This is a genomic window from Variovorax sp. OK212 (assembly GCF_900112425.1).
GTDB lineage: Bacteria > Pseudomonadota > Gammaproteobacteria > Burkholderiales > Burkholderiaceae_C > Variovorax.
The window spans coordinates 906,881-921,523 of record NZ_FOLP01000001.1 but is presented as its reverse complement, the minus strand read 5'-3'; the positions used below and the strand labels follow the sequence as shown (position 1 = coordinate 921,523).

The following is a 14,643-nucleotide window of genomic DNA, read 5'->3' as shown; positions in this document are numbered from 1 at the left end:
GACCAACCCATTATTGCCTCCTGGACGGCTCCCATGACCCAAAACCAACTCGACAAGAAATCCGAAGCCTGGTCGGCCCTGTTCTCCGAACCTATGAGCGACCTGGTGAAGCGCTATACCTCCAGCGTCTTCTTCGACAAGCGCCTCTGGCAGGCGGACATCCAGGGCTCCCTGGCCCATGCCGGCATGCTGGCCGCGCAGGGCATCATCGGCGTGCAGGACCACGCCGCGATCGAACGCGGGATGGCGCAGATTCGCGCCGAAATCGAATCCGGCGCCTTCGAGTGGAAGCTCGACCTCGAAGACGTGCACCTGAACATCGAGGCCCGCCTGACCCAGCTGGTCGGCGACGCCGGCAAGCGCCTGCACACCGGGCGCAGCCGCAACGACCAGGTCGCCACCGACGTGCGCCTGTGGCTGCGCGGCGAAATCGACCTCATCGGCGACCTGCTGGTCGAACTGCAGAAGGCGCTGGTGGACATCGCCGAGAAGAACGTCGAGGTGATCCTGCCCGGCTTCACCCACCTGCAGGTGGCGCAACCCGTGAGCTTCGGCCACCACATGCTGGCCTACGTGGAAATGTTCAGCCGCGACGCCGAGCGCATGGGCGAAGTGCGCCGCCGCGTGAACCGCCTGCCGCTGGGCGCCGCCGCCCTGGCCGGCACCAGCTACCCGCTGGACCGCGAGCTGGTCGCCAAGACCCTGCAGATGGACGGCGTGTGCCAGAACAGCCTGGACGCCGTGAGCGACCGCGACTTCGCGATCGAGTTCACCGCCGCGGCCAGCCTGTGCATGGTGCATATCAGCCGCATGAGCGAAGAACTCATTTTGTGGATGAGCCAGAACTTCAGCTTCATCAACATCGCCGACCGCTTCACCACCGGCTCGTCGATCATGCCGCAGAAGAAGAACCCCGACGTGCCCGAGCTGGCGCGCGGCAAGACCGGCCGCGTGGTCGGCCACCTGATGGCGCTCATCACGCTCATGAAGGGCCAGCCGCTGGCGTACAACAAGGACAACCAGGAAGACAAGGAGCCGCTGTTCGACACCGTCGACACGCTCAAGGACACCCTGCGCATCTTTGCCGAGATGATCGGCGGCATCACCGTGAAGCCCGAGGCGATGGAAGCCGCCGCCCTGCGCGGCTACGCTACCGCCACCGACCTGGCCGACTACCTGGTGAAGAAGGGCCTGCCCTTTCGCGACGCGCACGAAACCGTGGCCCACGCCGTGAAGGCCGCCACCTCGCACAAGGTCGACCTGGCCGAGCTGCCGCTGTCGGTGCTGCAGCAGTTCAACCCGAACATCGAGAAGGACGTGTACGACGTGCTGAGCCTGCGCGGCTCGCTGAACGCGCGCAACATCCTGGGCGGCACCGCGCCTGCGCAAGTGAAGGCCCAGGTCGCCCGCCACCGCGCGCGCCTCGGCTGATCGAAGCGAAGCAGCGCCGTGTTCTACGCCATCCCGCTCGAGAACCGACCGAGCTGGCGCAACCCGCCGTGGATGACGGTGCTGCTGATCCTCCTGAACATGATCGTGTTCTGGGGGCCCCAGCGCAGCGAGGAAAACGGCCGCGAGCGCGCGGCCGTCTACTACGTGGGCAGCGTGCTGCCCGAGCTGGAACTGCCGCCCTTCGTGGACTGGCTCGAAAAGTCGGACCCCAAGCGCGGCAAGGTCGCGCGGCGCATGCTGCGGCACGAAGAGGCCTACCCGCAGCTGCTCGAGGGCCTGCAGAACGACAAGAAGTTCCTCGCGAAGCTGCAGGCCGACCAGGTCATCACGCCCGCGAACCCGCAGTACGGCGAATGGAAGCGTGACCGCCAGCAGTACGAGGCGATGCTGCCCGCGCCCTTCACCGAGCGCTGGGCGCAGGACTACGGCAAGGACGCCGAGTCCAAGCCCTGGACCTGGCTGACCGCCGCCTTCCTGCACGGAAGCACCGGCCACCTGCTGGGCAACATGCTGTTCCTGTTCCTGTTCGGCTTCTCGGTCGAACTCGCGCTGGGCCGCGGCACCTACCTGGGCTTCTACCTGCTGGGCGCCGTCGGCGCCTCGGCGCTGGCCGGCTGGGCCTATGCGGGCAAGGGCAGCTACGGGCTGGGCGCCTCGGGCGCCATCTCGGCGCTGATGGGCATGTACGCGGTGATGTACCGGCTCAAGCGCATCCGCTTCTTCTACCAGCTGTTCTTCTATTTCAACTACGTGACGGCGCCGGCCCTGCTGCTGCTGCCGGCATGGATCGTCAACGAGCTGATGCAGCACTGGCTCGGCGGCCAGGGCATCGCGTACATGGCCCACCTGGGCGGCCTGCTGACCGGTGCGGCGCTCATGGCCTGCGCCCTGCTGCTGCACCGCGTGCAGGCGCCCGAAGCCACGGCGGCCGCGGCAGCCGAACCCGACCTCTTCGGCACGCACGTGGCCGCGGCCCAGAAGTACGGCGCCGCAATGAAGTTCGACAAGGCCTGCGCCGAATGGCGCGCCGCCGCCGCGCTGCGCCCCGGCGACACCGACACGCTGCGCGCCTGGTTCAACACCGCGCGGCTGCAGCCCGCGAGCGAAGACTTCCACCAGGCCGCGCGGCGCATCTTCCGCCTGCCCGCCACCGAGCCGAACACGCTCGCGCTGCAGCACGCCAGCTACAAGACCTACCTCGACCAGGCCAAGCCCGGCGCGCGGCTGAAGCCCGACGACATGGCGCGGCTGGCGCGCCGCTTCGCGCGCATCCGCCAGTTCGACGACGCCGACCGGCTGTGCGCCATCCTGCTGAAGACCGCGCCCGACCACCCGGAGCTGGCCGACACGCTCTCGGTGTGCGCCAACGGGCTGCTGCACGCGGGCGAGCGCGACAAGGCCATCGGCCTGCTGCCGCACCTGCTGCGGCTCGCGCCCAACGACATGGTCACGCGCGCCCTGCAGCGCGCCTGAAAAACCCCAGGCCTTCAAAGGCCGCAAGGCCTCGCGCGCAAGCGCTGTCACACGGCCGCGTCACCCTGTGGCACTGCAATTGCAGGGGCCTCTCTGTAAAGCTCGCCCCCGCCCTCCCGTCGCATTGAACTCGGGAGCGCCTGTTCGCTCCATTTGGGGCCTTCGTCATTTCTCCAGTGCCATGCCCGTCCACCCAAGCCCCCGTTTCTCGTTGCTCGCGACCGTCGTCGCGGCTTGCGCCCTTGTCACGCTCGCCGGCTGCTCGCGCACCAGCGCAGAGTCGTCCGGTGCGTCCAAGGCCGCCGCCGCACCAGAAAAGGAAGTCGGCACCGTCACGCTGAAGCACGAGACGCTGGCGCTGAGCACCGAGCTGCCCGGGCGCACCGCCGCCCCCGTCATCGCCGAGATCCGTCCGCAGGTCGGCGGCATCCTGAAGGAGCGGCTCTTCACCGAAGGCTCGCAGGTCAAGGCCGGCCAGGTGCTCTACCAGCTCGACCCGGCCCCGCTGCAGGCGGCCCACGCCAGCGCGCAGGCCAGCGTGCGCAAGGCCCAGTCGGCCCTGGCCACCTCGCGCACCGTGGCGCGCCGCAACGCCGAGCTGGTGAAGATCGACGCCATCAGCCGCCAGGTGTTCGACGAATCGCAGGCCGCCGAGCAGCAGGCCGAGGCCGACCTGGGCGTGGCACGCGCGGCCGAGCAGACCGCGCGCATCCAGCTGGGCTACACGCGCATCACCTCGCCGATCACCGGCTGGGCCGAGCTCTCGGCGGTGACGCCCGGCGCGCTCGTCACGGCCAACCAGGCCGCGGTGCTCACCACCGTGCAGCAGCTCGACCCCATTCACGTGCACGTCACGCAGTCGAGCAGCGAGCTGCTGCGCCTGAAGCGCGAACTCGCCAGCGGCCGGCTGCAGCGCGCGAGCGACGCCGAGGCCCGCATCCAGCTGGTGCTGGAAGACGGCAGCAAGTACCCGCATGCCGGTCGCCTCACCTTCAGCGGCGTCACGGTCGATGCCGGCACGGGCAGCGTCACGTTGCGCGCCGTGGTGCCCAACCCCGACAAGCTGCTGATGCCCGGCATGTACGTGCGCGCCGTGCTGCAGGAAGGCGTGAACGCCACCGCGCTGCTGGTGCCGCAGCAGGCCGTGACGCGCGCGCCCGACGGCAGCGCCTCGGCGCTGGTGGTCGACGCCGAGAACAAGGTCGCCAGGCGCCCCATTCGCGTCGGCCGCGCGGTGGGTACGCGCTGGGAGGTGCTCGACGGCGTGGCCGCGGGCGACCGCGTGATGACCGAGGGCTCGCAGCGCGTGAAGGTCGGCGACAAGGTGAAGGTGGTCGACCTCGGCGCCAAGCCGGTCAACGCCGCGCCAGGCCCCGTGGCCAGCGCCGAGCGCGACCCCACCGACGCCGCCTCCGACCCCGTGGCGCGCTGAGGTCCGGCCATGGCGCAGTTCTTCATCGACCGACCCATCTTCGCGTGGGTGCTCTCCATCGTCGTCATGCTCGCGGGCCTGATGGCCATCCGCACGCTGCCGCTGGAGCAGTACCCCGACATCGCGCCGCCGCGTGTGTCCATCAACGCCACCTACACCGGCGCCTCAGCCAAGACGGTGGAAGACTCGGTCACCCAGGTCATCGAGCAGCAGCTCAAGGGGCTGGACAACCTGCTTTACATGCAGTCGACCAGCAACTCGTCGGGCGTGGCGCGGCTGTCGCTCACCTTCAACGCGGGCACCAGCATCGACGTGGCGCAGATGCAGGTGCAGAACAAGCTGCAGCAGGCCATGTCGCGCCTGCCGCAGCAGGTGCAAAGCCGCGGTGTCACCGTGACCAAGGGCGGCAACGACTTTTTGATGATCGTGTCGATGTACTCCGGCGACGGCAGCGCCTCGGCGGTGGACGTGGGCGACTACATCTCCAGCAACCTGGTGGACGTGATCAGCCGCATCGACGGCGTGGGCGAGGTGCAGACGCTGGGCACCGGCTACGCCATGCGCCTGTGGCTCGACCCCGACAAGCTGCGCAAGTACGCGCTGATGCCCTCCGACGTGAACGCCGCCATCACCGCGCAGAACGCGCAGGTCTCGGCCGGCCAGCTGGGCGCGCTGCCGGCCAACGCGCAGCAGCAGCTCACCGCCACCATCACCGCGCGCAGCAAGCTGACGACCGCGGAGCAGTTCGAGAACGTGGTGCTGCGCGTGACGCCCGACGGCGCCGTGGTGCGCTTGCGAGACGTGGCACGCGTGGAACTCGGCGCCGAGAACCTCACGGTGCGCTCGCAACTGAGCGGGCGTCCCGGCGCCGGCCTGGGCGTGGTGCTGGCCGACGGCGCCAACGCGGTGCAGGTGGCCGAGGCGGTGAAGGCCAAGGTGGCCGAGCTGCAGCCGCTCTTTCCCAACCAGCTGCAGACCTTCGTGAGCTACGACACCACGCCGTTCGTGAGCGCGTCCATCGACGAGGTGGTCAAGGCGCTGCTGGAGGCCATGCTGCTGGTGGTGCTGGTGATGTACGTGTTCCTGCAGAACATGCGCGCCACGCTCATTCCGGCCATTGCGGTGCCGGTGGTGCTGCTGGGCACCTTCGGCGTGCTGTCGCTGGCCGGCTATTCGATCAACACGCTCACCATGTTCGGCATGGTGCTGGCCATCGGCCTGCTGGTGGACGACGCCATCGTGGTGGTGGAGAACGTCGAGCGCGTGATGCACGAAGAGGGCCTCTCGCCCAAGGAGGCCACGCGCAAGTCGATGGCCGAGATCACGCCCGCGCTCGTCGGCATTGCGCTGGTGCTGTCGGCGGTGTTCATTCCCATGGCCTTCTTCGGCGGCTCGACCGGCGTGATCTACCGGCAGTTCTCGATCACCATCGTCTCGGCCATGGCGCTGTCGGTGTTCGTGGCGCTCACGCTCACGCCGGCGCTGTGCGCCACGCTGCTGAAGCCGGTGCACAAGGGCGAACGCGCGGTGCCGCGCCGCGGCCTGCTGGGGCGGGTCGACCGCTTCTTCGCGGCCTTCAACCGCGGCTTCGACAAAAGCGCCGACCGCTACGAAGGCATCGTGGGCGGCATCGTGCGGCGCGGCAAGCGCAGCATCGTGGTGTACCTGCTGATCGCGGGCGTGATGGCGCTGCTGTTCATGCGCCTGCCCACCTCCTTCCTGCCCGACGAAGACCAGGCCTTCCTGCAGGTGCAGGTGACCTTGCCGCCGGGCGCGTCCAACGCGCGGCTGCAGCCGGTGGTCGAGCAGGTGCAGCAGTACTTCGGCAAGCAGCCCGAGGTGCTGAGCGTGAACGTGATCACCGGGCAGAACGGCGACCAGAGCTCGGCGCGCGCCTTCGTCAAGCTCAAGGACTGGGCCGAGCGCACGGGCACCGGCCAGTCGGCCGCCGAGCTTTCGCGGCGCGCCAACAAGGACCTGTCGTCGATCCGAGACGCGCGCGTGTTCGTGCTGCTGCCGCCGGCGGTGCGCGGGCTGGGCGCCAACGCGGGCTTCAACTTCCACCTGAAGGACATCAACGGGCTGGGCCACGACGCGCTGGTGAAGGCGCGCGACCAGGCCATCGACCTGCTGGGCCAGCGGCCCGAAGTGCGCAACGTGCGCAGCAACAACCTGGACGACACGCCCGAGTTCGCGGTGGACATCGACGACGCGCGCGCCGGCGCGCTGAGCCTGGCCACGTCGGACATCGACAGCACGCTGTCCAGCGCCATGGGCGGCACCTACATCAACGACTTTCTCGACAAGGGCCGCGTGAAGCGCGTGTACATGCAGGGCGACACCGACTTCCGCATGCTGCCCGCCGACATCGACCGCTGGAGCGTGCGCAACAGCCTGGGCCAGATGGTGCCGTTCCCGGCGTTCTCGGGTTCGCGCTGGAGCTACGGCTCGCCGCAGCTGCAGCGCTACAACGGCAGCCCCAGCTACGAGTTCGTGGGCGACGCGGCGCCGGGCGTGAGCTCGGGCGACGCCATGGCCGCCGTGGACGAGGTGATGAAGCAGATGCCGCCCGGCATCGGCTACGAATGGACCGGGGCCTCCTACCAGGAGCGGCTGTCGGGCGCGCAGGCGCCGATGCTCTATGCCATCTCGATCCTGTTCGTGTTCCTCTGCCTGGCCGCGCTGTACGAGAGCTGGTCGGTGCCGTTCTCGGTGATCCTGGTGGTGCCGCTGGGCATCGTGGGGGCGCTGCTGTTCACGAGCTTCCGGGGGCTGAGCAACGACGTGTACTTCCAGGTCGGCCTGCTGACCACGGTGGGGCTGTCGTCGAAGAACGCGATCCTGATCGTGGAGTTCGCCAAGCAGCTGCAGGAGCAGGGCAAGGGCGTGATCGAGGCCACGCTGCAGGCGGTGCGCCTGCGGCTGCGCCCGATTCTCATGACCTCGCTGGCCTTCGGCTTCGGCGTGCTGCCGCTGGCCATCGGCACCGGCGCGGGCGCGGGTGGCCGCCAGTCGATCGGCACCGCGGTGCTGGGCGGCATGGTGGTGGGCACGGCCCTGGGCATCTTCTTCGTGCCGCTGTTCTTCGCGCTGATCCGCGGCTGGCTGGCGGGGCGGCGCAAGGCAAGGCCCGAGCAGAACGTCATTGCGGGCACGGCCGCGGAACAGGGAGGCCATTGATGAAGCACGCATTCCCGCTCCGCGCCGTGGCCCTCGCGGCGGTCGCATCCGCCGTGCTCGCCGGCTGCGTCAACCTCGCGCCCGACTACGCCGCACCCGCTTCGCCGGTGCCGCAGGCCCTGCCCTCCTCCGGCGTCGAAGCGGCAACGCCGCTCGATGTGGGCTGGCGCAGCTTCTTCGTCGAGCCCCGGCTGCAGGGCACGATCGAACTCGCACTGGCCAACAACCGCGACCTGCGCGTGGCCGCGCTCAACATCGAACGTGCGCGCGCCCAGTACGGCATTGCGCGCGCCGGCCTGTTCCCCACGGTGGAAGCCGGCGCGGGCGGCAGCCGCTCGCGCACGCCGGGCAGCCTGTCGAACAGCGGCGAGCCGCGCATCTCGTCGCAGTACAGCGCCAACCTGGGCCTCACGAGCTACGAGATCGACCTGTTCGGCCGTGTGCGCAACCTGGGCGAAGCGGCACTGCAGAGCTACTTCCAGACCGAGGCCACGCAGCGCGGCACGCAGATCAGCCTGGTCGCGTCGGTCGCCACCGCGTGGCTGCAGCTGGCCGCCGACGAGCAGCGCCTGCAGCTCGCGCGCCACACGCTGGAGAGCCAGCGCAAGTCCTTCGACCTGGTCGAGCGCAGCCACCGGCTCGGTGCGCAGTCGGGCCTGGCGCTCGCGCAGGCGCAGAGCACGGTCGATGCCGCGCGCGCCGACGTGGCGGCGTTCGACAGCCAGGTCGAGCAGGACCGCAACGCGCTGGCGCTGCTGGTCGGTGCCACGCCGCCGGCGGAGCTGCTGCCCGTGATTGCCACGGACACGACCGACGCCACGACGGCAACGACAGCCACTGCAGCCACGCAACTGCTGGTGCCGCCGGCCGGCCTGCCGTCGAGCGTGCTGCAGCAGCGCCCCGACGTGCTGGCCGCCGAACACGCCCTGCGCGCGAGCAACGCCGACATCGGCGCGGCGCGCGCCGCGTTCTTTCCGCGCATTGCGCTCACCGCGTCGGCGGGCACGGCGAGCAGCACGCTGTCAGGGCTGTTCGCGGGCGGCAGCAAGGCATGGAGCTTCGCGCCGTCGGTCAGCGTGCCGATCTTCGACGGCGGTGCCAACCGCGCGAACCTGCGCGTGGCGCAGGCGCAGCAGCAGATCCAGATCGCCACCTACGAGAAGACGGTGCAGACGGCATTCCGCGAAGTGGCCGATGCGCTGGCCGAGCGGCGCACGCTGGCCGAACGGCTGGACGCGCAGCGCTCGCTGCTGGGCGCCACCTCACGCAGCTTCGCGCTGTCGCAGTCGCTGTTTCGCAGCGGCGCGAGCAACTACCTCGACGTGCTCGATGCGCAGCGCGCCCACTACGCGGCGCAGCAGACGCTGATCGGCCTGCAGCTCACCGAGCAGACCAACCGGCTGTCGATCTACAAGGCGCTGGGCGGGGGCTGGAAGGAAGGCTGAGCCGCGGAAGCGGAAGCCGAAGAGCTCAGGCGGCCGGGGCCGGCCGCAGCAGCCAGCGCACTTCCTGCGTCTGCTCGCTGTCCGGGTAGCGCGCCTCCATCGTGGCCAGGATGGGCTGCGCCATGTCGGCGCGGCCCAGGCCCTGCACCAGCGCGCGGGCGGCCAGTTCATAGGCCTGCGGAATCGTCTCGTGGCCGCGAAAGCGCTTGTCGAAACCCGAGATCAGCGCCAGCGTGGCGTGCGCGTCGCCGCCGCGCCATTCGGCGCGCGCCATGGCAATGACCATCTGCGCGTCGTCCAGCGAGAAGGCCTTGTCCTTTTCCTTGCAGGTCTTGAAGACCTTGAGCGCCTCGGAAGACAGGTCGCGGCGCATCAGCAGCGGGATGAAGCGCTTGCCGTGGTCGAGCATGGTGGCGCTCTTGTCGGGCATCAGCGCCAGCACGCGGTGGTAGCGGCGCTGCGCGGCCAGGTCGTCGGACGCGGCCGTGCGCTGTGCCTCGTAGGCGGTGCCCAGCGCGGCGGCCAGGTCGCCTTCGGTGACGAGCTGCGCCACTTCGGCGTCGGTGCGCTGCGCGGCGATCTGCTCGGGCGTGCGGCGCTCCACCGGGCCGCCGCCGTCGAGCTCGCTGCCCGCCACGGCGTCGAAGCCGAAGGCGTCGTGGTGCTGGAACATCACGTAGCCCAGCAGGCTGGCCATGACCCAGCCGAAGTAGATGAAGGCGAAGTTGGCGATCGGCAGCACGATGCGCCCGTCGAACATCGGCAGCACCAGCGACAGCGCCACCTGCGCGCCCGTGCTCAGCAGGAACAGGAAGAAGCACAGCAGCGCGTAGGGCCAGCCGATGGTGCGCATCGTGTCCATCACGTAGCCCGGGTTCATCGCCTGGAAGAAGCTGCCTGACTGCACCAGCACGATCACCGCCGCGGGGAAGGTGAACGACATCACGAACAGGCCCACCGTGCCCAGGATGGGCGCGTAGTACGCGAGCCAGCCGATCAGCAGCGCCTGCACCAGCGAGATGGCGAACAGCTTCCACGGCAGGTAGGTCCACTCGTCGCTCGACTCGCGGCCGAAGTCGGACGAGTCGCGGATGCCGCGCGCGCCCAGCGCGATGATCTTGAAGCCGTAGCGGCTGGCCGCCAGCATGATGCCGATCTCGATGACGATGAGCGCCACGGCGTCGGGCAGGAAGAACACGCCCTCGAACAGCAGGCTGCAGAACGACAGCACCAGCCCGTAGGCCAGCGGCCGCATCTGCAGCGGAAAGGCGAAGAAGCTGTTCAGGCGGTGCCAGAACGGCGGTGGCGGCGGCAGCGAATCCCGGATGGCGAGCATGGCGACGCCTCCTTTTTCTGTGGTGATGGGGGGTGCCGGCGGGCGGCTACTTGCGGAAGAAATCGCTCTGGCTCATGACCCCGCGCCCGCCCAGGCGCACCACGGTGCTGTCCTCGGCGTGCACCAGGCGCATCTGGCCGAGCTCGCGTTCCAGGCGCTGGTTGAAGCTGGTCTTCAGCTGCAGCGCGGAGTCGCCCATCTTCATCACGCTGGTGCCCTTGACGACGGCGCTCTTGCGGTCGGAGGCCACCTCGACGGTGTCGATGTGGTAGTCGTACTCGATCGCCAGGATGGCGCCGACCTGGTCGTTGACGCGGCGCAGCGTCTCCATGGTCTTGCGGGTGGCGGCGCAGGCTTCGTCGCGGTCGAGCGACACCTCTTCGGTGCGGCCCATCATGGTGGTCTTCGCCTCGACGACAGCCTTGCGGCTGAGCTGCTTGCACAGCTTGTCGGCGTCGTTGGCCGACACGGCGCGCGCCTCCTGCTGGTAGTAGTCGCGCACCATCGACTCGTCGAGCTTGCGGCCGCCGATAAAGAAATACCACGCGCCCATGCAGAGCACGATCACGATCGCAATTTGCTTCATTACTTCCCCACCTGCGCTGGCGCGCCCCCTCGTTTTGCGGCGCAGTATACGTTGACAATTGTTTTCAATTTCGGCTTGACGGCTCCTTTTTCCGGGGTCCGTGGCTTGAATCCGACCGGCCGCCGGGCCCGTATATCAGGCATGCGCACCGATGCCCCACAATCCGCGGATGACAGCACCCAGCCCCGACGCCGAACTGATGGCGCTGATCGATCGGATCGGCCATCGCGACGAAGCCGCCCTGCGCCAGCTCTACGACCGCACCTCGCCCAAGCTCATGGGCCTGGCGATGCGCGTCGTTCGGCAACGCGAGTGGGCCGAGGACGTACTCCAGGAAGCCTTTCTGACCGTCTGGCGGGTGGCCGGCGACTACCGCGCATCGCTCAGTCCGCCGCTGGCCTGGCTCGGGCTGATCGTGCGCAGCCGGGCGCTCGACCTGCTGCGCCGCCGCACCGCCGACCGCGCCCAGCTCACGCAGGAATTCGACGAGCTCATGGCCGACCAGTTCGAATCGGACGCGCCCAACCCGGCGGACACCGCCGATGCCAGCGAGCAGGCCTGGGCGCTGCACCAATGCCTGAGCCAGCTCGAGGGCCGGCAGCGCGAGGTGGTCAGCCTGGCCTACCTGCGCGAGATGAGCCACGGCGAGCTGTCCGAGCAGCTCAAGCTGCCGCTGGGCACGGTCAAGACCTGGATCCGGCGCGGGCTGGAGAAACTGCGCGTCTGCATGGGACGCTTTGCATGAATGCGATGACGACGACGACGAAGGCGGCCCTCTCATGAACCTCATCGCCAACCCCGAACTGCTCGAGCTGATGGCCGCGAGCCATGCGCTCGGCACCTTGCGCGGCGGCGCCCGCCGCCGCTTCGAGACCCTGGCCCGCGAACAGGCGCCGATCCGCGCCGCCGCGCTCATCTGGCAGGCCCGCCTTGCCAGCATGACCGAGCTGCAGCCCTCCGTGGTGCCCGACCCGGCCGTGTGGACCCGCATCCGCAACATGATCGACGCCGAGCAGGCCAAGGCCGCCATTGAGCGCCAGCGCGACGCGGCCAACGCCCGCGACGCCGCCCGGCCCCAGCCCGGCGGCTGGCTTCGCAGCCTCGCGCTGTGGCGCGGTGCCACGGCGGCCGGCGCGCTGGCCACCGTGCTGGCCGTGGTGGTCGGACTCAACCTGCGCGACCAGCTGGTGAACGCCCCGGCGGTGCAGTACGTCGCCGTGCTGTCCGACGACCAGGCCGCCGCTTCGATGCTGGTCACCTTCGACCCCAAGAAGAAGCAGCTGGTGCTGCAGCGCGTGAGCAGCTACAGCGAAGGCACCGACAAGTCGCTGCAGCTGTGGGCCCTGCCGCCGGGCGGCGCGCCGCGCTCGCTGGGCGTGCTCGACAACGCGCCCGCGCTGCGCCTGGCGGCGTCGGAATCCGACGTGCATGCCGTGCCGACCCTGGCCATCACCCTCGAAGCCAAGGGCGGCGTGCCGGCGGGCAGCGGTCCGAAGGGCCCGATCGTGTTCAAGGGCGCGCTCATCGAGAAGACCATCTAGGCCCGGCAGGCTTGCAACCCGTCACCGGCCTTCCCGTGGGCCCGTGGTAGAAACCCGCTTTGCCTTTCGTCATGCCGGTCCTTCGGTTGTTTCGGCCCTTCCCTCTTCCCATGCTTTCGATGAAAACCGCGCTCACCGCGGTCGCCACGGTCGCGCTGCTCACGGCGGCGCTCGCCGCGCACGCGCAGTCCACCTCCTCCTTTTTCCCCCAGGAATCCGAGACGGCCGCGGCCGAGGCCTCGGCCGCGCGCGACTACCTCGCCGCCAAGGAGCGCTGGCACAACGAACTGGCCGCCTTCGCGCGTGCCGACCAGGAGCGCTTTCCCGGCCCGGGCGGCGTGGTGTTCGTCGGCAGTTCCACCGTGCGCATGTGGACGCGGCTGGCGCAGGACTTCCCGCGCGTGCCCGGCGGCGTGGTCAACCGCGGCTTCGGCGGCTCCACGCTGAACGACTGCAGCCTGTTCGCGCGCGACCTCGTGGTGCGCTACAAGCCGCGCCAGGTGGTGGTGTACGCGGGCGACAACGACCTGGCCGAAGGCCGCACGCCGCTGCAGGTGCTCGACAGCTTCGCGCGCTTCGCCAACGCGGTGCGCGCCGAGCTGCCCGACACCCGCATCAGCTTCGTCTCGGTCAAGCCCAGCCCCTCGCGCGAGCAGCTGATGCCGCAGATCCGCGAGACCAACCACGTGATTTCGGCCTACCTCAACCTGCTGCCGAACAGCGAGTTCATCGACATCTACACGCCGATGCTCGGCGCCGACGGCCGCCCGCGCCCGGAGCTGTTCCGCGGCGACAAGCTGCACATGACCGACGAGGGTTACCGGCTGTGGCACGCGGTGATCGCGCCGCACCTGCCGAGCATCGCGCCGGCGCCGACCGCCTCCCTGCCCTGATCGGGCCTCGCGGGCTCGAGCCCTCGACGGTTTTCAGGCCCGTGCCGGCTGCGTCGGCACATCGTCCGCGGGCGGCGGCACGTCCGCCCCGCGCGTGAAGCGCGCGACAAAGTACATCCCCGCGAACACCACCACCAGCAGCAGGCCGTCGCCCCACCAGGGCCGCGCGGTCTGGCTGTCGCCGTAGAAGGCCAGCACCAGCAGCACCGCCACCAGGTGCGCGCAGAACACCGGCAGCGAGGCCGAGCCCATCGCCTCCAGCCAGCGCAGCCGCGGAACGAGCCGCATCAGCCAGGGCCCGAAGCGCACCGCCAGGATGCCCAGCGCCACCAGGTTCACCAGCCGCAGCGGCCCGAGCTGCCATTTGTCGAACAGCAGGTTCAGCTCGATGTCGCCGCCGAACGGCGCCTGCCCGTTGATGCCGTGGTGGCGCCAGTACAGCCCGTACAGCGCAACGCCCGCGGCCAGCACCAGCAGCCACGCCGGAAAACGCAGCGGCTTCATGCCGGGCGTGTTGCGCGTGGCGCCGATGCACAGCCCCGAGAACCACAGGAACTGCCAGGCGTAGGTGTTGAACGCGCCCATCTCGTGGAACGGCACCGGCACGCCCAGGTGCTGCACGGCCAGCCCGTAGACCCATTCGCTGAGCCCGAACTGCGCCGCCGCCCACACGGTGGCGCTCACCACCATCACCCAGTTCCAGCCGTGGCGCATGGCGAAGGCCAGCACCCAGGGGCTCAGAAGCATGAAAAAGATGTACATCGGCAGGATGTCGAGCAGCGCCGGCTCGTAGATGAGCAGCAGCCCGAACAGGAAGCCGTCGCGCGGCTCCGCCAGGTAGTACGACACCAGGTTCTTCACGGCCGGCTGGTCGATGTGCAGGCCCACCGCGGCGATCACCGTGAACAGGAACAGCAGGATCGCCGCCTGGCACAGGTAGACCTTCAGCACGCGCCGCCAGAAGGCCTGGCGCATCGAGTCGACCCCGCGCACGTAGCCGATGCGGCTGTACACCAGCCCGGCCACGAAGGCCGACAGCAGCACGAAGCCCTCGGCGGCCGACACGAAACCGAAAGGCTGGCCCAGCGGATCCGTGAGCCGGGTCGGCAGATGGGTGACGGTCATCAGCACGAGCATCAGCCCGCGCAAGGCGTCTATTTCCCAGTAGCGTTTCATCGGTCGGCGGCAAGGTCTTGGTGGCGGTCTGCGCGGCGCACGCAAGACAGCCTTCGATTGTAAGAAGTCCGGCGGACATGACGCTTGGCACTGACGAACCGTCGTGCAAATCGGCTACGCTGCGCGCTG

General features: G+C 69.4%; 11 protein-coding genes. 8 read left to right on the top strand and 3 right to left on the bottom strand.

The genetic code is table 11. The features are described 5' to 3' along the window. Nucleotides 1-33: 33 nt before the first annotated feature. The 5 genes from argH (at nt 34) to BM004_RS04100 (ending at nt 8,982) form a co-directional block, all read left to right on the top strand. Nucleotides 34-1,431, top strand: coding sequence for an argininosuccinate lyase (gene argH, locus BM004_RS04120; protein ID WP_093123971.1), 1,398 nt, complete (start codon nt 34-36; stop codon nt 1,429-1,431). A gap of 18 nt (nt 1,432-1,449) precedes the next feature. Then, a complete protein-coding gene (locus tag BM004_RS04115; protein WP_093211436.1) occupies nt 1,450-2,925 on the top strand; it encodes a rhomboid family protein in 1,476 nt (491 codons plus the stop codon). 211 nt (nt 2,926-3,136) lie between these two features. After that, the gene (locus BM004_RS04110; protein WP_371287258.1) at nt 3,137-4,357 is read left to right on the top strand and encodes an efflux RND transporter periplasmic adaptor subunit; all 1,221 of its coding nucleotides are present in this window, start codon (nt 3,137-3,139) and stop codon (nt 4,355-4,357) included. A 9-nt stretch (nt 4,358-4,366) separates the two neighbouring features. Further along, complete coding sequence (locus tag BM004_RS04105) at nt 4,367-7,537, top strand: efflux RND transporter permease subunit (protein ID WP_093211432.1); 3,171 nt, start codon at nt 4,367-4,369, stop codon at nt 7,535-7,537. Next, entirely contained in the window at nt 7,537-8,982 is a 1,446-nt protein-coding gene (locus tag BM004_RS04100) for an efflux transporter outer membrane subunit (protein ID WP_093211430.1), read from the top strand. Before BM004_RS04105 ends, BM004_RS04100 begins: the two co-directional genes overlap by 1 nt. A 25-nt stretch (nt 8,983-9,007) precedes the next feature. Here BM004_RS04100 and BM004_RS04095 read toward each other — a convergent pair whose 3' ends face one another. Together BM004_RS04095 and BM004_RS04090 are read right to left on the bottom strand one after the other, a co-directional pair. Further along, nucleotides 9,008-10,318: a hypothetical protein gene (locus BM004_RS04095; protein ID WP_093211428.1), complete on the bottom strand. Its 1,311-nt coding sequence runs from the start codon at nt 10,316-10,318 to the stop codon at nt 9,008-9,010. 46 nt (nt 10,319-10,364) lie between these two features. Beyond that, nucleotides 10,365-10,904, bottom strand: a complete 540-nt coding sequence (locus tag BM004_RS04090) for a hypothetical protein (protein WP_093211426.1) — start codon at nt 10,902-10,904, stop codon at nt 10,365-10,367. A gap of 169 nt (nt 10,905-11,073) precedes the next feature. Here BM004_RS04090 and BM004_RS04085 point away from each other — a divergent pair, with 169 nt between their 5' ends. From BM004_RS04085 to BM004_RS04075, 3 genes are all read left to right on the top strand, one after another. After that, nucleotides 11,074-11,649 (top strand): RNA polymerase sigma factor, encoded by a 576-nt coding sequence (locus BM004_RS04085; RefSeq protein ID WP_256219776.1) that lies wholly within the window; start codon nt 11,074-11,076, stop codon nt 11,647-11,649. 34 nt (nt 11,650-11,683) lie between these two features. Further along, a complete protein-coding gene (locus BM004_RS04080) occupies nt 11,684-12,445 on the top strand; it encodes an anti-sigma factor (protein ID WP_093123947.1) in 762 nt (253 codons plus the stop codon). A gap of 110 nt (nt 12,446-12,555) precedes the next feature. Continuing rightward, nucleotides 12,556-13,338, top strand: a complete 783-nt coding sequence (locus BM004_RS04075; RefSeq protein WP_371268836.1) for an SGNH/GDSL hydrolase family protein — start codon at nt 12,556-12,558, stop codon at nt 13,336-13,338. Nucleotides 13,339-13,371: 33 nt separating this feature from the next. Here the strand turns inward: BM004_RS04075 and opgC are convergent, their stop codons facing one another. Next, nucleotides 13,372-14,514 carry an OpgC domain-containing protein gene (opgC, locus tag BM004_RS04070; protein WP_093123945.1) on the bottom strand — a complete coding sequence of 381 codons (1,143 nt, stop codon included), beginning with the start codon at nt 14,512-14,514 and terminating at the stop codon, nt 13,372-13,374. Nucleotides 14,515-14,643: the final 129 nt, after the last annotated feature.